Genomic DNA, 18129 nt, shown 5'->3' on the forward strand with positions numbered 1-18129 from the left:
TCCGGACCATGGCATTGGATACGTGCGAGGGCCGATGAGGGCGGGAGACGACGATGATCACTGGGTGCGGAGGGCACAAGCCGAGCCGGCTCGCTTCGCCGTGCTCTACGAGCGGTATTTCAACGATGTGTTCCGATTCCTCCACCGCCGCTCGGGCCGCATGGAGCTGACCGCCGATCTGACCCAGCAGACCTTCCTCAAGGCCATGCTCGCCCTGCCGCGCTACCAACCGCGCGGAGCACCTTTCCGGGCCTGGCTCTTCCGCATCGCGCTCAACGAGATCCGCATGCACTGGCGGCGCAGAAAGGAAATGACCATGGAACTGGGCCTGAAGGAGGTGGCACCGCTGGCTGAAGAGACCGGGCTGGACCTGGAGGAGGTACAACTGGGCCGCTTGTCGCATGCGCTTTCCAAGCTGGGCGAGGACCAGGCCCGTTTGATCGAGTTGCGCTACTTCGATGGGCTCTCCTTCGCCGAGGTGGGACAGGTCATCGGTATCGGGGAGGATGCCGCCAAGATGCGCACCCATCGCGTGTTGCGGCGCTTGCGGGAACTACTGGGTACGACCACATGAGAAGACGTTACCATATCACCCGGGAAGGCCCATCGCGGCCCAGTGACGAGCAGATCGCCCGGCACCGCGATGGAAAGGGCCTGTTCTACAACTACCACAGGGCCTTGCGTGGCATGCATCGCCGCCCGCTCTACCGCGATCCGAAGTCCTTTCTTGCGCTGCTGCTCATCATCCTTCTCGCCATCCTGCTCAGCGAGGCTTCCAAGAAACGTCATGGACAGGACGCTCCGGAAGCGCCCGCTGCGGGAGCCGAACCCTGATCGGCCGGGGGCTCCAACCCGATCCCCGATATTCGTGGCATGCCATCACAACTTCGTTCCATGATCGGCAGGTGCCTGGTCCTGCTGCTGCTCGCCACCTCCATTCGCGCACAGGCCCACGAGGGCATGTGGCTGCCCACCCTGCTCAAGAGCATCGAAGGTGATCTGCACACCGCGGGCCTGCGGATAACCGCGGAGGACATCTGGTCGCTCAACCGGGGCAGCATCAAGGATGCGGTGGTGCTCTTCGGCGGGGGCTGTACAGGCGAGGTGATCGGTGAACAAGGGCTGATCATGACCAACCACCACTGCGGGTTCAGCCAGATCCAAAGCCACAGTTCCCTGGAACGCGACCTGCTGAAGAACGGCTTCTGGGCCGCAAGCCATGCGGATGAACTGATGAACAACGGACTCACCGCCACCTTCGTGGTGCGCATGGAGGACGTGACGGACCGCATCCTGCCGGAATTGCCGCTGGACCAGGGGGAGGCCCAGGTCCGTGAGGCGATCGCCCGCCTCTCGGCGCCCATCGTACGCGAAGCCACCGAGGGCAACCACTTCAGCGCTGTGGTCCGCGCCTTCAACCATGGCAACAGCTACTACCTCATCGTCACCGAGACCTTCCGTGATGTGCGCCTGGTGGGAGCACCGCCCAGCAGCATCGGCAAGTTCGGCGCCGATACCGACAACTGGATGTGGCCACGGCATACCGGCGACTTCAGCCTTTTCCGCATTTACGCCGGTGCGGACAACAAACCCGCCGATCCATCGCCCACGAACGTGCCCTTCCAACCACGCCATGTGTTGCCCATGGCGCTCGATGGACCGCGGGAGGGAGAGTTCGCCATGATCTTCGGCTTTCCTGGTTCCACGCAGCGATACCTGTCTTCCTACGCCGTTCGATACGTCCAGGAGGCGCAGGACCCCATGCGCATAGCCATGCGGCGCGCCAGTCTGGAGGTGATCGACCAGGCCATGCGGTCCAGCGACCTGGTGCGTATCCAATACGCCGCCAAACAGGCTTCCATCAGCAACGCGTACAAGAAGTGGATCGGCGAACTGCGTGGGATCAAGGAACTGCGAACACTGGAGTCGAAGCAGGCCTACGAGCAGGAATACCTGGCCAGAGCGCGGGCCCATGGCGATCCGCGCTACATCGACGCGTTGCCAGGCCTGGCCAGCGCCTACGAGGAGATAGCGCCCTATGCCACCGCGCGCGACCTCTTCGTGGAAATGGTCTACTACGGACCGGAACTGCTCCGCTTCGCCGATCGCTTCAACAAAGTGGTGCTGGACCGTGCCAAGCTCGGATTTGAAGGCAAGCTGCAACAGGAGGTGGACAAGTTGCTGGATGGCAGCGATGCCTTCTACAAGGACCTGGATCTGGAGGTGGACAAGCGGGTGATGAAAGCGCTGCTGCCCATCTACCTCCAGCATCTGCGTGAGGACCTTCGCCCGGCCGCGTTGGCCGCACTGGACCAGCGTTTCAAGGGGGATGTGGACGCCTATGTGGACGACCTCTACGCCCGCAGTGTCCTGGTATCCAAGGAACGGCTCGTGAAGGTGATGCGTCCGTTCGGCACCAAAGGGGCGAAGACCATGGTCACCGACCCGCTGTTCGATCTGTCGCGGTCCTTCTTCCAGAACTTCCTGGAAACGGTCCGTCCCGCGCACATGCGCATCAGCGACAGGATCGACCGTGGGATGCGGAACTATGTGGCGGGCATGATGGTGTTGTTCCCCGACCGCACCTACTGGCCTGATGCCAACAGCACGTTGCGCCTCAGCTATGGTGCGGTGGAGGGCAGTGGACCCCGCGATGCCGTGGTGTATGGGGCCTTCACCACGCTCGATGGCGTCATCGCCAAGCACATCCCAGGCGACCATGAATTCGAGGTGCCCCAACGCCTCATGGAACTGCATGCGGCGCGGGACTACGGCCCTTATGGCGTGGATGGAATGATGCCGGTCTGCTTCACCTCCTCGCTTCACACCACCGGTGGCAACAGCGGCAGCCCGGTGCTCAACGGCCGTGGTGAACTTATCGGCATCAACTTCGACCGTACCTGGGAGAGCACCATGAGCGACATCCAGTTCGATCCGGAGAAGTGCCGCAACATCAGTGTGGACGTGCGCTATGTGCTTTTCATCATCGACAGGTTCGCCGGGGCCGGGCATCTGCTCAAGGAGATGCGCCTGGTGGGCGCCGACCGCCCGCCGCACATCATCCAACTCCCCATCCACCGATGAGCGCTGATCACTGGGCCGAACGCGATGGGCGCCTTTGCCGGCGCTTCACCTTCAAGGATTTCAACGAGGCCTTCGGATTCATGTGCCGCGTGGCGCTCATCGCGGAGCGGATGGACCACCACCCGGCCTGGCGCAATGTGTGGAACGTGGTGGAGATCGAACTGAGTACCCACTCCGCCGGGGACGTGGTCACGGAGAAGGACCACGACCTGGCCCGCGCCATCGACGCCCTGCTCTGATCCTGATCAAAAAATAGCGACCCCGCCAAGATCCGGTCCTGGCGGGGTCGTTGTCGTTACGGGCCGTTCAGGCGGGCTTCACGAAGGCCTTCACGCGCAGCACCGTTTCCTTGGGCTCGGTGTTGGCCACCACGGTCACGGTCTTCGTTTGGGCGTTCTCCTGCTTGCCAGGCTTGTACTCGATCTCGATCTGCCCGGTGCCGCCCGGTGGGATGGGCTGCTTGGGGTAGTTGGGCACCGTGCAACCGCAGGAACCCGTGGCGGACTCGATCACCAGCGGCTCGCGGCCGGTGTTGGTGAAGGTGAAGGTGAAATGGTTGTGACTGTCCTGCACCACGTTGCCGAAGTCATGCTCGTACTTGCCGAAGCTGACAGAGGTCTTCGCGCGGTTCTCCACGGTGGAAGTGCGTGAAGCCAGCGGGTCGAAACTCGTGGTGGGTGACGGGGTGTTCTGTGCGACGTTCGCCGTGGCGGGCGTTTCGGCCACCACATTGGACTGCTTGGGGCTCGCGTCCTTGTTCATGAACTGGCTCGCGGCCAGCGCCGCCAATGCCACGGCGATCACGGCGAGCAGGGCGATCTGGATCTTGTTCTTCATGACGGTCTGGGGTTTCTTCCGGGGGTCGTTGGGAGGGCGAAATTAGGGCAACACCAACAGGCCGGTAAGCCGTTAACACGGCCTTAACAGCCCCTACTGCCTGGCCATGCCCAGCTTCTGGAAGGTGTTGTCGGACAAGATGCCCATGGCTTTCTGGAAGCTTTGGTCCACCGGGTTGTCGGCGTTTATCACCTGCCAATAGGCCGAGGTGTTCCACAGGTCCCGGGCGATGAGCGCCTTGAGCCGCAGCACGATCAGCTCCCTGCTGCGCACCAGGCCATCGGGGTCGGGCTCGATGCCCTCTGCCCTGGCCTGCTCCACGAGCGAACCGATCAATGCCTCGCTCACCTGATAGCGTTGGCGGAAGATGGCCGCATCAGGGTACTCGGCCAGCAAGGCGCTGCGCTTGGATTCCACATGGGTGAGGGCGAAGGTGTTCAGCACGCCCCGCCGCACCAATTGGCTGAAATATGCTGAGCTGTGCGATGTGTCGATCGGTACGAAGAAATCCGGCATGATGCCACCGCCGCCGTACACCACGCGCTTGTTCATGGTGAAGTACTTCACCGTGTCGGTCGGGTGGATGCTGTCCGCACTGGTGAGTTCGCCTTTGAGCAGCCGCTGTGCCTTTTCCCGTTGGTAGGCCTCCAGCCCTTCGCCATAATCCTTCTGGATGGAACGGCCCGATGGCGTGTAGTACCGGGAGATGGTCAGCCGCACGGCGGACCCGTCCGGCAGCATCACCGGCCGCTGCACCAGGCCTTTCCCGAAGGTGCGCCGCCCCACGATCACGCCGCGGTCCCAATCCTGCACGGCACCGCTCACGATCTCGCTGGCACTGGCCGACCCTTCATCCACCATCACCACCAGACGGCCCTTCTCGAATCGGCCCTCACGTGTGGCATAGGTGTCCTCGCGTGGCGAATTGCGGCCTTCGGTATACACGATCAGTTTGCGTTCGCCCAGGAACTCATCCGCCATGTCGATGGCCGTGCGCAGATAACCACCTCCGTTGCCCTGCAGGTCCAGGATCAGATCATGCATGCCTTTCTGCTTCAGTTCGTCCAGCTTCTCGCGGAACTCCTTCATGGTGGTGGCCGAGAAGCGGTTCACCTTGATGTAGCCGATGGTGGGCGTGGCCATGTAGCTGGCCTCCACGCTGAAGATGGGGATCTTGTCCCGCGTGATGGTGAAGTCCAACGGCTCGGCCTCGGCCTTGCGCAGGATGAGCACATTCACCTTGGTGCCCTTTTTGCCTCGCAAGCGCTTCATCACGTCGCTGTTCTTGAAGCCTACACCGGCCACATTCTCCCCGTCGATGGACACGATGCGGTCGCCGCTGCGGATGCCCAGCCGATCGCTCGGGCCACCGGCGATGGCGTCCACCACATAGATGGTGTCGCGCAGGATGTTGAACTGGATGCCGACGCCCTCGAAGTTGCCCTTCAAGGGTTCGTTCACCTCCTCCAGATCCTCCTTGGGGATGTATATGGAGTGGGGGTCCAACTCCTCCAGGATGCGGATCACGGCGGCATCCACCAGAGCCGGTTTGTCCACCTCGTCCACATACATTTTGTCGATGTGGTGCAGGAGCGATTCGATCTTGCCCGTGGTGCGGGGATCGAGCTGCTGGGCTTGGACGGTGGCGGCCAGGGCGATCGCCAGAGCCACCAGGCTGGAGCGGATCGCCGGAGGAAGAAGGTTCGAGGACATGGGATGAATGTAACGCAGGGCCATGCGGGCCGGTTGCCCGAAGCAAGCACAGTGCCGTGGGACGCTGATCAAGGGATGAAGTGGGTATGGCCGGTGAGTTGCTGCCCGTTGCGCCATTTTTCGATGCGCACCACACGACCATTCACGTAGGTCTTCCACTTGCCGTGTTTCAGGCCTTTGCGATAGTGTCCGAGGATGCCTTCGCGCCGGAAGGCCCAGGTGCCTTCGCGCATGCCTTCGCGGTACTGGCCCTTGAGGGTCACACGGCCCATCTCATCGTATTCGGTCCAGTCGCCGTGGAGGTAGCCCCAGCCATACACGGCGAAGATCAAGGGGCGGCCGTCCGGGAAATAGGCGCGGTAGACGCCCGAAGGCTTGCCCCGCTTCATGTCCAGGCGCACGGCCACCGCGCTGGTGTCGTGCGCGTACCGGCCGATGAGCTTGTATTGTTCGGCGGGCTCGGGCCGGTCGTAGACCACCGCGAAGGCGAAGGTGGTGTCGCCCGAAGGCACCAGGAGCGTATCCGGCTGGGCCTGCGAGGCCATGGTGCCGAGCAGGGCGAAGAAGGGCAGTAGACGTATCGCGGTCATCTGGATCGGGGTGCCGCGCGTTCCACTTGGAAGGTAATGACGATGGAGCGGCCATGTGCGTCGGTCAAAGTTAGCCTGTGCGGACCCTCGGGCAGGTCGGCCGCCAGGTGGTGGTCGCCTTCGGTGGTGCCGATCCACTGTCCGTCCAGGTCCCAATGCACCCTCGCGCTCGGGTCCCGGTGGGCGGCTTCCAACACCACGCTGCCGTAACGCCCTTCCCCAAGCAGCGGTACCAGAAGGCGCGCACCGGGCCGCGGGTCGATGATCTCCATCACGGCACCGTCATCCTCCGCCACGCGATCGTCCGCCCACGGGGGCAGGGGTTTCGCACCGGTCAGTGCCTGGGACCGGTATCTGGCCATCGCCGGCGGAAGAACGAAATGGGATACCGCGCGGGCATCAGCGCCCGGGGTCACGCGGCGATCGCCGGTCGCGTTCACAAGAATGCGCATGTGGTATGGACATGTCGGGGTGCGCAGCGCCTTGCGGATCACCAAGAGGGTGTCCACCGGTTCGCAATCCGGGCCTGCGCGGTGCCCACTCGGGCGGCACACGGCCATGCGCTCCAGAGCGTCGTAGGGCGGGTGGAAGGCGGTTGCGTTGGGCAGTGTGCCGAAGACCTCGAAGAGGATGGGGGCGGCGGCCAGTGTTCCCGTTAGACCGGGCCTTCCTTCACCGCTGGCGTTGCCGGTCCACACGCCCACGGCATGGGTGCTGGTCACCCCGATGGCCCAGGCATCGCGGTGGCCGTAGCTGGTGCCGGTCTTCCAGGCGATGTCGCCATCGCCGCGCGTCCGTGATACCGCCAGTGCATCGGGCCGGTCCGCCAGGCGGATCGCCTGCAAGGTGTGGAACGCCGCTGCGGCCGAGAAGGGACGCGGACCGACGGCTTGGTCCATGCCCTGGACCACCTGCGGGGGATGCACCGGCCGCTCGTCGGCTTCGCCCGTCTGCGCCACACGCGCCAGCGAGGCATAGGCCCCGGTGAGTTCCCACAGGCTGCTTTCCGCGCCACCCACCATCAAGGCCAGTCCATAGTGCCCGGCATCGCGATCGATGTGACGCAGACCGATGGCGCGCAACATGCGCAGGCTGCGATCCACACCGTGTTCCTGAAGGGCGCGCACGGCGGGCACGTTCAGCGAACGAGCGAGCGCCAACGAAGCCGGCACGGCGCCTTCGAAGCGTTGATCGAAGTTGCGCGGCACGAAGCCCTCGAATCGCGTGGGGATGTCGGCCACGAGTTGGTCCGGCATGAGCTCACCGGCCTCCAACATGGCCGCATAAAGGAAGGGTTTCAACAAGCTGCCGGTGCTGCGGGGCGCGCGTGTGATGTCCACCGAACCCGCATGCATGGGGCCTGCGGACGGCAGATTGCCCAGGCATGCCAGCACTTCTCCGGTAGGCACATCCATCACCAGCACCGCGGCATTGTGCACCTCGTTCGCGTTCAACAATGGAGCGTGGGCGGCGCCGATGCGCGTGACACGGTCCTGCAGGCCGCCATCCAGGGTGCTGTGGATGCGTTGCCCCGCCAGACCTTGGTGGTGCAGTGTGGCCAACAAATGCGGAGCGCGCTGTGGTAGCGGGATCGGTGCATCGGGTAGTGGTTCTTCCAAAGCGAGCGAATAGTCCAGGCTGTCCAAGGCGCCGGTTTCCAGCAGCCGTCGCAGCAGCCGGTCGCGTTTGGCCCGCAAGGCATCACGTCCGCGTCCGGGATGAAGTTGTGCCGGTGCGTTGGGCAGCACGGCCAGTGTGGCGCTCTCCGCCCAGCTCAAACGCCATGGATCCCGTCCGTACCACCGCCAGGCCGCGGCTTCCAACCCCACCACATTGCCGCCGAAGGGCGCATGCGCCGCATACAGGGCCAGGATGGAGTCCTTGTCGCAGTGCAGTTCCAACCGCAGCGCGAGCAGCATTTCGCGCAGCTTCCGGCCGTGGGTCCGAGGGGCCGTTCCACCGGCCAGCCGTGCCACCTGCATGCTGATGGTGCTGCCACCACTGACCACGCGGCCCGCGCGCCGGTTCTGGAGCCAGGCGCGGTAGAGTGAGGGGATGTGCACGCCCCGGTGCGACCGGAAATGGCGGTCCTCGAACTCCAGCAGGCAGCGGACGAAACGTGGTGGCAGGCTGTCCGGTGGTGGCATACGCCATTGCCCATCCGAGGCCACCATGGCGCCGAGCAGTGCGCCATGGCGGTCCAGCAACATGGTGCTGGTGGGTGTGGTGAACAAGGGCCGCATCGGCGCCCAGCGCGCCCAGGCATAGATCAGGAACAGCACCGCCGCGCCGAGCAACAATGCACGCCGGAACCGGGTTTGCGGAAAGCGCCTCATGCCCATGTCCATCCTGGCAACGCGGCGTGAAGTTCGGCTGTTGTGGCAGGCCGATCCTGGCATGACCACCTAACTTCGGCGGACGAGTTCCATTCCATGGTCATCATGCCCACGCCCCAGGCCCGGTCGGTCGCCCTGTCCGTGGCCGCCATTTCGATTTCAGCGATGCTCTATGCCCAGGAAACGGTGGGTGGGATCCCTTGGGGAATATCGCATGGTTGGGACCGCCATGACATTCCGGCGGTGATCGCGTCGCCATTCGATGCGGCCGCGGTGGACCTGGATGATGTCGAACGCGATCGTGCCGGAGCGCTGCCGCTGTATGGGCGTTTCCAAACAGTGCATGCTGATCCGTTGATGACCGGTCAATGGACGGAACTGGGGAACGGCGATCGCGTGTGGCGGCAACGTGTGTTGTCTCCGGGCGCCCTGGCGATGGAACTCTTCTTTGCCGACCACCAAATGCCGACAGGTTCGATCCTGCATGTGTACGATGAAGCGGGAGGGCAGCTGCAGGGAGGATACACGGCCTACAACACCCAGCCGGATGGCTCCTTCAGCACCGAGATGATCCATGGTGATGCATGCATCATCGAGTACTACGAACCGGGTGAGGTGCGCGGGCAGGGTGGTTTCCGTCTGACACAGGTGGCGCATGCCTACCGCATGGTCGGCGAGGAACGCGCCGATCCCTGCCAGGTGGACGTGAACTGTTCGGAGGGCGCCGCCTGGACCGACCAGCGCGATGCCGTGATGCGTGTTCGCGTGGTGATCCCGCAGGGTGTGGGTTTCTGCACCGGCGTGCTCATGAACAACACCGGCCAGAACTGCGATCCACTGGTGCTGTCCGCCTTCCATTGCAGCCAGGGTTCCTCCGCAGGCCAGTTCAACCAGTACCAGTTCCGTTTCAACTACCAGCGCCTGAACTGCGGCACGGGCAATCCACAGGCCGGCAACACGGTGACCGGCTGCACGCGCTTGGCGGACAGCAACGACAACGGTGGCGACAACGGATCGGATTTCGTGCTCGTGCGATTGAACAACCCACTGCCGGCGAACATCAACGCCTTCTATGCCGGTTGGGACGCCACCGGCACGGGGAGCGGCTCGGGTGTGAGCATCCACCATCCGGCCGGCGATGAGAAGAAGGTGAGCACCTACACCGCCAACCTCGTCAGCTCATCCTGGTGGTTGGCCACGGGTTCGCATTGGCGCGTCAGTTGGGCGGCCACCACCAACGGGCATGGCGTCACCGAGGGTGGTTCCTCGGGCTCGCCCATTTTCAATGCGGCCAAACGCGTGCTCGGCACCCTCACCGGTGGAGCGTCCTGCTGCACGCTGAACGGCTGCGGGCAGGGTACCAGCCCCACCGCGCCGGACTACTATGGCAAGATGTCCTACCACTGGAGCCAGAACCCGAACCCGGCCAGCGAGAAGCTGCGGTTGTTCCTGAGCCCCGGAGGCAACGTCACCACTTTCGATGGCGCGTATTGCACGAATGTCAGCGTGCAGGAATGGGAATGGCCATCCCCACCGGAGGTATTCCCGAATCCGGCCGTGGACCGGGTGACCGTGCGCACACCCCACCCGACGCGTCGCATCGATCGCGTTGAGGTCACGGATGTCACCGGCCGGTTGGTGCATGCGGAAAGGCCGGTCACTTCAGGCGACATCGTCCTGGACGTGAGCGCTTGGAGCGCGGGCAGTTACCGCATCACGCTCATCGCCAATGGCGTGCGGCTGCCCGGCGCCAAGGTGTTGGTGGCCGGTCGTTAGCGATATCCCTACCGGGCCGCTGTGGCGCCACCACCTGGCGGTGATACCTCCACCCACTGGCCCTGCCCCCTCGCGTTCACCGTGTGGTCATACATCGCTTCGCAGTGCGCGCCAGGCAGGTAGTAGCGGCCGGTGTAGGCCGCGTTGAGCATCACACGATACACCATCGTCCGTCCTTTCGGCAGGTCGAAGTAGGTCATCACGCGATCGTCGCGGATATCCTGGTAGGTGTATCCGCTGTTGCCCTGCCTGCCTGCCACGCCTTCCATGCGTGCGTTTCGGATCTCCCAGCCACTGGGGAAGACCAGCGTGAGCGCGAGGTTGCGCAGGACCGCTGCCGTACCGGGATGCGTGATGCGCACTTCGGCGATCAGGTCCGTGCCCTGTTCTACGCGTGCGGGGTCGAGAGGTGAACCGTCGGCCCGTGTATACTCCACGGCCATGGCGATGCCGCTCGAGGAGGCACGCTCCTGACCGGCCTTCGGTGTTCCGGTGCGTACCAACCGCAGGTAGAGCAGATTGCTGCCCGTGTTCTCCACGGCCACCTTCGCTTTGCCATCGGGTACGGGCAGATCCTGGCGCGCGATGGCCTTCTGGCTGAAGCGTTCATCGGATCGGCCATCCGCGGTGAGCTTGAAGCGCATGCCCTTGTCCAGTGCGCTCATTTCCGCCAGACGAGCCACGGCCATGAGGCCAAAGGAGGTGCTCTGCGTGCTGTACCAGCCTACTCCGCTGAGGCGGTCGGCGATGCGGCGCACCACGCCTGCGGCGCGCGCGGTCTCACCGATGCGCAGCAGCGTTTCCGCGATCAATGCTTCGTCGCGCAGGTCGCTGCCATAGGTGAAGGCCTGTTCCGAATAGGCGGGCACTTTGGTATCCAGGTCCTTCACCAGCTCGCGCGCCACATCGTTGCGGCCCATGGCCGCGTAGGCCCCAGCCAACATCCACCGCGCCTGCAGCGACAGCCCGGCCTGTTCGCGCAAGCGGTTCATGGCGCCAGGTTCAGCGCTTCCGCCCAAAGCCAACACGTACAGCCGGTAGGCTTGGGCCATCTGCGCCTGTCCTTTGGTCCAACCATCGCCGGGCACGATGCGCCAATCGCGCGCCTGCTTGCGCTGCGCGGCCAGCCAACCGTTGCGCACGTTGGGCGGCACTTGGAATCCCTGCCGTTGCGCTTCCACCAGGAAGTGTCCCGCGTAGATGGAGGTCCAACCATCGTAGTGGTCGCCGCCGGGCCAGTAATTGAAATGGCCATCACCGCGCTGGAAGGCGCCCATGCGTCGGATGGCGGCCTCCACATGACCGCGCATCTCCTGCGCCTGCCGTGCGGGCAGTTCCACCACCTGTGGCAGATAGAGCTGCGGGAAGGCCTTGGAAACGGTCTGTTCCAGACAGCCGTGCGGATAGCCGATGAGGTATTGCAGGCGTCGGCCCAGATCCACCGGCGGTATGGTGCTCACCTCCAGGTAGGCGCTGTTGGTGCCCTCCACGCCCAGCGGCTGGGGCGCCTGCTCCCAGCGCTCGCCGGCCTTCAGCAGGATCTCCTGCGTTTCCGTGGCGGGCAGCAGCGGTTGGCGCACGGCCAGTTCGATCGCCTCGCTGGCCTTTTCGCCATTGCTGCTGGCTTCCACCTTCACCATGGCCTTGCCGATGGCGTCCTTCACCAGCACGCGGAAGGTCACCACCTGGTCGCCCGGTGCGTCGAATCGAATGGACTTCGTGCTGGCACCCTGCGGGATGAGCAGGTCGTTCGGTGTGATGCGCACCTGCACGTCCTTCACCTTGGGGTCCATGGCGAAGACGGTCACCGGCAGATCGACCATCTCGCCCGGCGCCAGCACGCGCGGCATGGTGGCCAGCACCATCAGCGGCTTCTTCACCGGCACCGCCTGCTCCGCGTTGCCATAGGCCTTCTCACCATCGCCAGCCACCACCATCACCCGCACCGAGCCCACGTAATTGTTGATGGTGAACTGGTGCCTGGCCTTTTCGCCACGTTTCAGGGCGAAGGGACCCACGAAGCGCACCACGGGCTTGAATCGGATCGCGCGAGCGGCATCGCCACGCCCGGCCTCGTCGCTTCCGCCGAGCGCCAGCACACGCTGCAATTGCCTACCGAAAGCGCCGATCACCTGGTCGTAGACATCCCAGGTGCGCACGCCCAGCGCTTCGCGCGCATAGAAGTGGTCCCAAGGGGAGGGGGTCTTGAAGCGCGTAAGGTCCAGCAGGCCTTCGTCCACGATGGCGAGCGTGTAGGTCATGGGCTTGCCTTCCTTTTCCGACACGGCCACCTCAAAGGGTGTATCGGTGCGGATCTCCTTGGGCAGCGCGAGGGTGGGCACGAGGCGCGTGGCGGCGTCCTCCACCAGCAGGGGGATCACGCCATACAAGCGGATCGGCAGGTCGTTCATCGTCTTCGCATGCGGTTGCAGCACGGCGACATGCACGTAGACGTTCGGTGCCATGTCCGCCGTCACCGGGAAGCTGTGGCGGTTGTCACCGGCCTTGAGTTCCACCCACACGGCGTCGAGCGTGCGGCTGCCCGTCTCCAAGCTTACCAGCGCGCGGCCCTCGCCAGGCGCGGGAATGGTGATGGTGGCTTCATCGCCCACGTTGTAGCGCTCCTTGTCGCCGTTGAAGCGGAGCATGGCCGCCTGGCCAGGTGCCTCGCGCCGCGATCGGCCTTCCCAGCCGGGCCAATCGACATACAACTGGAGGGCGCTGGCATGACCGCTGGCGGGATCGGTGACGCGCACGGCGAAGCGGCCCCATTCGGGCCGCTCCACGCGGAAAGGCAAAGTGGCGAAACCTTTCGCATCGGTCGTCAACTCGATCTCCTGCCGCAGCGTCACACTGGGCGAACTGATGTAGTTGGACGGGCCATGGATGCCACCGTCCCACCACCAGTTCCAGTCGAGCTTGTACACCTGCGCTTTCAGTAGATGCCCACCCAGCGCCTTGCCTGCGGCATCCACGGCGGCCACGGGGATCCGATAGGTGGTGTCCGTGACCAGGTTGCCCCAGGAGCCGCGTATCTCGGGCGCCATGATGCCCGCATAGCTCGTGTAGGGGTAGTAGGGTACGCGCACGCGGTCCATGCTCGCATCACCGCCGGCCTCGAATACACGGGTGACGATGTTGGCGTCCACCACGGCGGGCGGGTTGTGGCCGGGTTGGAGATCAAGTGTGAAACCTGCCTCCCCTGCAGCGTTCAGGCGGCCATCGAAGATCACCTGCTCCTCCTCGGACACATGGGTGCGCAGGTCATTGAACTGGTACTTCTCCAGGCCCTTGAACTTCGGCGTGCCGCGCGAGAGCGTCACATTCACACGTGCGGCCAGTTCGCGGGCGGGAGCACCATGCAGCCAGCGGGCGTTCAGCTTCACTTCGCGGCCAGCCACTTTCGTAAGCCGTTCCTCATCGATGTCGAGCAGGACCTTCAAACGGTTGGGCTTGACCGTTTCGATGCGGATGCTTCTGCTGAAGGCCGTGCCGCCCACGGTGACCACCGCCTGCCAGTAACCGGTGGGTGCATCGGGATGCGTGGCGCAACGGAAGGCGTACAGGCCGTTGGTGCCGCTGTTACGCACATGCTTCTGGTCCAGTCGGCCGCGCGGGTCGAAGAGTTCGAGCACCACGGGATGGTCCTTGGGCAGCCGGGCGAGTTGATCCTGCAGCATGAAGGTGAGGTGGAGTGAATCGCCTGGGCGCCATACGCCGCGCTCACCATAGAGGAATCCCTTCAGTCCGCGGTCGATGGCCTCGCCCTTCACGTCGAATTCGCTCACCGAGAGTGCGCTGCCATCATCGAGTTTGAGGTAGCCGCGTTGGCTGCCCTTGGAGGCCACAAGCAGGAAAGGCTTGTGTCGCGTGGGCGGGATGGTGGCCAGTCCGTCGCGGCCGGTGACCACGGAGGCCATCACGCCGCGCTGCAGGTCCAGCACCTCCAATTTGGCGCCCGAGACCGGCGCGGTACTGAGCAGGTCGCTCACGGCCAGGAAGAGCGAACCATCGTTGCCGCGCTTGGCGATCAGGCCCAGGTCCGAGGCCAGCAGGTTGCGCGAAACGGAACGGTTGCGCGACCAGTAGGTGCGTCCGCAAGGATCGTCGTGGCGCTGGCCGTCGTCGTCATCGTAGTAATAGTAGTCCTCGTGGTCATAGTCGTCGTAGTACCAATGGTCCTGCACCTGGTCGTAGGTCGCCTGTTCCTGCTCCCACGTTCTTTCGCGCACCGGAACCTGGTCCGCGGCGCCTTCACAAGGGTAGAGCGAATGCTGCCTGCCAAAGGCGAGTTCCACCCGGTAGATGGCGCCGGGTTCCGCGCGGAAGTGCTCCGCCAGGTCCAGGTAATAGCGGTTCCAGCGGCCTGGATCGGGGGCGTCGGCGGTGCGCAGTGGCACGGTGGTGCGGGTCACGAGCCGCCCCACACGCGCCAGTTCGCGGCGGCCGTCCAAGGTGTTCACCTGCATGAATTGTGGCACGTTGCGCTCGTGGATGCGCACCACCCGCACTTCCACGGCGCTGAGGTTCACCGCCTCGAAAGGCATCACCAGGCCATCGGAAGCGGGGAGGATGGTGCCCTTGCCCACCAGGCGCACCGCGGGTTTCAATTCCTCGAAGACCAGATCCACCGTCAGCTCGCGGCCCAGCGTGCGGCCGTTGATGTTGCGCAATGCGGCGGACACGAAGCCCTGTTGCGCGCCACTCAGGCGTTTGCGCTGGCTTGGATAAAGGAGCAGGCGGTTGCCCTCGATGGTCATGCGCAGGTCCTCGGTGCCGGCGATGCCCACCAGGCCGGTGAGGTCCTGGGCCGGATCCAGGGGGTCGCTGAAGAGCAGGGTGGCCACCTGCTCGCCCTCGCTGTCGGTGGTGGCCGAAACGAGCATGATGTCGGTGATGGCCGGCACCCGGAATTCGAGCCCGCCTTTATCCGAACTGCCGATGCGCTGGCCGTTCCATGTAATGTCCACCACGGATGCCCCATCACCGCGCAGGATGCTGTCCGCCGCGAAGCGGTGGAACCGGCCATTGGGCTCATGTTCCCAGATCAGGGGCAGCTTGCGTCCGCCCTGTGTCACGGTGAAACAGGCGGTGAGGTCCTGTCCGGTGGCATCGTCGCTGGTGTAAACGGATACCAGGAGCTTCTGCCAGGTGAGGTCCGTGGTGGAAAGCGAGCGCATGTCGGTCACGCGCACGTCCAGGCCCTGGCGGAAGGTGGCGAACTGGAACCGGAAATTCCCGAGCCCCTTGGGCGCTTCGATCAACGCGCCGAGGTTGAACTCCACCTCGTAGGTGCGCTCCTGTTCCAGGCGTTCGGTGGGTTGGAAGGAGAGTGTACGCTCATCCAGCCAGGTCACTTGGCCCCTGGCCTTGGGTCGCAGGCTGAACAGGGTGCTGGGGTCCACCTGGCTGGTATCGCGCCAGCGCTGGTCTTCGGCGATGCGCACGATGATGGGAGAGGTGGAGGAGATGTGCCCGGCGGTGAAGGCGGCGATGTAGGGTGTGAAGGCCGCATCGGGTTGGGATCGCTTGTCGCTGCGGCATGCGAAGAGCAGGAACATGAAAAGGGCGGCCAGCAGGGGCGCGCCGGTGCGATGTTGGCGTGACATGTGACGGGATAGGGTGGCGGAAAGGTAGCGGCCTGTCCGCTGAACGGATCGGCGCTTTCCGCTATTGCGGCGCGGCGATGAAATGATCAGGGCTCGCCCATGAGGCGGTCGGCGTCCTCGGCGGAGATGATCCGGCCATTGAGCTCGCCCACCACGAAGGCGTCCTCGAAGCCCTTGGCGCGGATGGCGCGGCGGGCCTCTTCGGCGCTCGCGCGGTCCTTGAAGGTGCCGTAGAAGTAGCGCACGGCGTCGGCGCTGGTGATGGGGGTGATGTCGCCCATCTCGATCAGCGTGCCCATGGTCTCCATCGGCACGTTGCCCACGAAAGTGGCCACCTGCACCTTGTAGCGCAGCATACTTCGGTTCACCGCGCCGCTGGGCAAGGTGCGGAGGTCCTCGGGGCCGCTCAGCACGGCGCCGGCCTCCTTCATGGTGATGCGTTTTCCTTCCCGGAAAGCCACCAGGAAGGCGCCTTCAAAGCCCTTGGTGAGCATCCGGACCTTGTGCGCCGCGGCCTTGTTCACATCATCAAAGGTGCCGGTGTAGTAGCGCGTGAGGCCGTCCTCACCCTTGATCACCACCAGGTCATTGATGTCCTCGAAGATGTTGCGTGAGAGCTTGTTGCGGAATGCACCGAGCTGTACGCGCACGATCACGTCGCGGCTTTCGTCGCCGGCGCCCATGCCACGCATGCGGATGCGGTCGGCCTCGGTCTCCTTGCTCACATCGATGAGTTTGCCGCCCTCTTCGGCCATCACCAGACTCTCCATGCCCATGCCGCGCATCTCCATCTCGCGGCGCAGCGCCTCGGGGATGGATTCGTAGTTGCCCACCACGTAGTAGGTGGTGTCGCCACTCTCTATGGTGCGCACATCGGGGATGCTCAGGATGCGCTGGATCATGTCCTCGCTGATACCCTCGCTGTGCGTGCCCACCTTCACCACGTATTGGCGCCTGGCCGCGGCAGGTTTGGGCGGCATGGGGCCGAAGGACTCCACGCGCGAGGCGACGATGTTCACGTTGGCCGAATCCTTCCAGTTGAGCCAGGCCTTCAGGTGGGCCTCGTCGCCGATCGTCACGCCGCGCGCGTCCACCACGGCCCCCGGGGCGGAATCGGGCTCGTCGTCCTCATGGTCCGGAACACCATCGCGGTCGCGATCCAGGGGGCAGCCATGCTGGTCCACAGCTACGCCCGGTGGGGTTCCGGGGCAGCGGTCGCGGATGTCGGGAACACCGTCGCCGTCCTCGTCGTCGTTCAGTACGATCAGGTCCAGCTCCTCGGCCTCCAGCGGCGTCATCTTCATCTTCTTCGGCTTGCGTTCCAGCGGCACGGCATAGCCGATGGAGAAGGAGGAGAAGAGGAAGCGGTCGTTGCGGCCGTCACCCTGCCTGTTGCCGAGGCTTTCGGACGTGATGCCATCGATCAGGTCGGTACGCGTGAAGTGCATGGTGGTGCCCAGCCGGAAGTCGAATCCACCGCCGAGGTCCATGCGGGCTCCGATGCCCACGGGAATGGCCCAGGTGCGCTCCGGATACTTGCCGAAGCCATCGGCGTTGAGTTCGCGCACATCGGTCTCGTAGCTGTAGTCACGCTGGATGATGGCTGCTTCGTGGGCATTGGGCGCGTCCTCCGGCAGGTCGCGTATGCTGCCGTCGCTCCAGTAGTTGTACCAGCGGCCCTGAGCGTCGCGCAGATCGGTCTTGGTGAGGAACTCCACGGACTCGAATCCGAAGTTCACGTAGGGTTCCACCACACGGCGCGGGTTGAGGATCTGGTGGAAGTTGTAGCGGAACTGGAAGCCGCCCACGGTGATGCGCGACTCGAAATTCAGGTTGCGATCGAGGCCGCGCTCGTTCACGCCCATCCTGCCGTGCAAGGCATAGAGGCCGCCTTCGAGCCATTTGTTGATGGGCACGGTGGCGCGCAATTCATAGCCCACGCGCGACACGAGGGGATTGTAGGCGGCGTGGTCGCGGCCCACATCCCCGTAAAAGGCGAGCATGCCCACGCCCAGCCCGAAGGTGGGCTTGAGCTGCGGTGGTGGTGGTGCATCGAGGGCGGTGGTGTCCGCCTGCCCGAGCACCGATCGGGCGAAGATCAACAGGAAGGTGAGCCAGGCGAAGAGCCGCAGCCGTGACCTGCCGGTCGCATGTGCTGGGAAGGCTCGGGGCTGTCGCATGCCT

11 protein-coding genes are annotated in these 18129 nt (G+C 64.5%); 5 read left to right on the top strand and 6 right to left on the bottom strand.

The annotated features are described in order from the left end of the window. Nucleotides 1-34 precede the first annotated feature (34 nt). The 4 genes from KIT10_00765 to KIT10_00780 are packed head-to-tail and all read left to right on the top strand — an operon-like array spanning nt 35 to nt 3323. Nucleotides 35-574, top strand: coding sequence for a sigma-70 family RNA polymerase sigma factor (locus KIT10_00765; GenBank protein MCW5897771.1), 540 nt, complete (start codon nt 35-37; stop codon nt 572-574). Continuing rightward, nucleotides 571-834, top strand: coding sequence for a hypothetical protein (locus KIT10_00770; GenBank protein MCW5897772.1), 264 nt, complete (start codon nt 571-573; stop codon nt 832-834). Before KIT10_00765 ends, KIT10_00770 begins: the two co-directional genes overlap by 4 nt. A gap of 60 nt (nt 835-894) precedes the next feature. Beyond that, the gene (locus KIT10_00775; GenBank protein MCW5897773.1) at nt 895-3084 is read left to right on the top strand and encodes a S46 family peptidase; all 2190 of its coding nucleotides are present in this window, start codon (nt 895-897) and stop codon (nt 3082-3084) included. Beyond that, nucleotides 3081-3323: a 4a-hydroxytetrahydrobiopterin dehydratase gene (locus KIT10_00780; GenBank protein ID MCW5897774.1), complete on the top strand. Its 243-nt coding sequence runs from the start codon at nt 3081-3083 to the stop codon at nt 3321-3323. Before KIT10_00775 ends, KIT10_00780 begins: the two co-directional genes overlap by 4 nt. A gap of 67 nt (nt 3324-3390) precedes the next feature. Here the strand turns inward: KIT10_00780 and KIT10_00785 are convergent, their stop codons facing one another. From KIT10_00785 to pbpC, 4 genes are all read right to left on the bottom strand, one after another. Beyond that, nucleotides 3391-3921, bottom strand: a complete 531-nt coding sequence (locus tag KIT10_00785) for a DUF1573 domain-containing protein (protein ID MCW5897775.1) — start codon at nt 3919-3921, stop codon at nt 3391-3393. A 93-nt stretch (nt 3922-4014) separates the two neighbouring features. Next, complete coding sequence (locus KIT10_00790; GenBank protein ID MCW5897776.1) at nt 4015-5634, bottom strand: S41 family peptidase; 1620 nt, start codon at nt 5632-5634, stop codon at nt 4015-4017. 68 nt (nt 5635-5702) lie between these two features. Next, a complete protein-coding gene (locus tag KIT10_00795; protein MCW5897777.1) occupies nt 5703-6224 on the bottom strand; it encodes a hypothetical protein in 522 nt (173 codons plus the stop codon). Then, entirely contained in the window at nt 6221-8560 is a 2340-nt protein-coding gene (gene pbpC / locus KIT10_00800) for a penicillin-binding protein 1C (GenBank protein MCW5897778.1), read from the bottom strand. Before pbpC ends, KIT10_00795 begins: the two co-directional genes overlap by 4 nt. A 105-nt stretch (nt 8561-8665) precedes the next feature. On the opposite strand from pbpC, the gene KIT10_00805 reads away from it, so the two are divergent. Beyond that, on the top strand, nt 8666-10336 hold the full coding sequence (locus KIT10_00805; protein ID MCW5897779.1) for a T9SS type A sorting domain-containing protein: 1671 nt from the start codon (nt 8666-8668) through the stop codon (nt 10334-10336). An 8-nt stretch (nt 10337-10344) separates the two neighbouring features. Here the strand turns inward: KIT10_00805 and KIT10_00810 are convergent, their stop codons facing one another. Beyond that, a complete protein-coding gene (locus tag KIT10_00810) occupies nt 10345-15945 on the bottom strand; it encodes a hypothetical protein (GenBank protein MCW5897780.1) in 5601 nt (1866 codons plus the stop codon). An 86-nt stretch (nt 15946-16031) separates the two neighbouring features. Next, a complete protein-coding gene (locus KIT10_00815; protein ID MCW5897781.1) occupies nt 16032-18125 on the bottom strand; it encodes a hypothetical protein in 2094 nt (697 codons plus the stop codon). Between the last annotated feature and the right edge of the window lie 4 nt (nt 18126-18129).

The sequence above is a fragment of the Flavobacteriales bacterium genome, assembly GCA_026129465.1.
GTDB lineage: Bacteria > Bacteroidota > Bacteroidia > Flavobacteriales_F > PHOS-HE28 > PHOS-HE28.

Excerpts from the sequence above, each read along its gene's own strand:
- KIT10_00765 (MCW5897771.1), top strand. The coding sequence starts at position 35 with ATGAGGGCGGGAGACGACGATGATCACTGGGTGCGGAGGGCACAAGCC.
- KIT10_00770 (MCW5897772.1), top strand. The coding sequence starts at position 571 with ATGAGAAGACGTTACCATATCACCCGGGAAGGCCCATCGCGGCCCAGT.
- KIT10_00775 (MCW5897773.1), top strand. The coding sequence starts at position 895 with ATGATCGGCAGGTGCCTGGTCCTGCTGCTGCTCGCCACCTCCATTCGC.
- KIT10_00780 (MCW5897774.1), top strand. The coding sequence starts at position 3,081 with ATGAGCGCTGATCACTGGGCCGAACGCGATGGGCGCCTTTGCCGGCGC.
- KIT10_00785 (MCW5897775.1), bottom strand. The coding sequence starts at position 3,921 with ATGAAGAACAAGATCCAGATCGCCCTGCTCGCCGTGATCGCCGTGGCA.
- KIT10_00790 (MCW5897776.1), bottom strand. The coding sequence starts at position 5,634 with ATGTCCTCGAACCTTCTTCCTCCGGCGATCCGCTCCAGCCTGGTGGCT.
- KIT10_00795 (MCW5897777.1), bottom strand. The coding sequence starts at position 6,224 with ATGACCGCGATACGTCTACTGCCCTTCTTCGCCCTGCTCGGCACCATG.
- pbpC (MCW5897778.1), bottom strand. The coding sequence starts at position 8,560 with ATGAGGCGCTTTCCGCAAACCCGGTTCCGGCGTGCATTGTTGCTCGGC.
- KIT10_00805 (MCW5897779.1), top strand. The coding sequence starts at position 8,666 with ATGCCCACGCCCCAGGCCCGGTCGGTCGCCCTGTCCGTGGCCGCCATT.
- KIT10_00810 (MCW5897780.1), bottom strand. The coding sequence starts at position 15,945 with ATGTCACGCCAACATCGCACCGGCGCGCCCCTGCTGGCCGCCCTTTTC.
- KIT10_00815 (MCW5897781.1), bottom strand. The coding sequence starts at position 18,125 with ATGCGACAGCCCCGAGCCTTCCCAGCACATGCGACCGGCAGGTCACGG.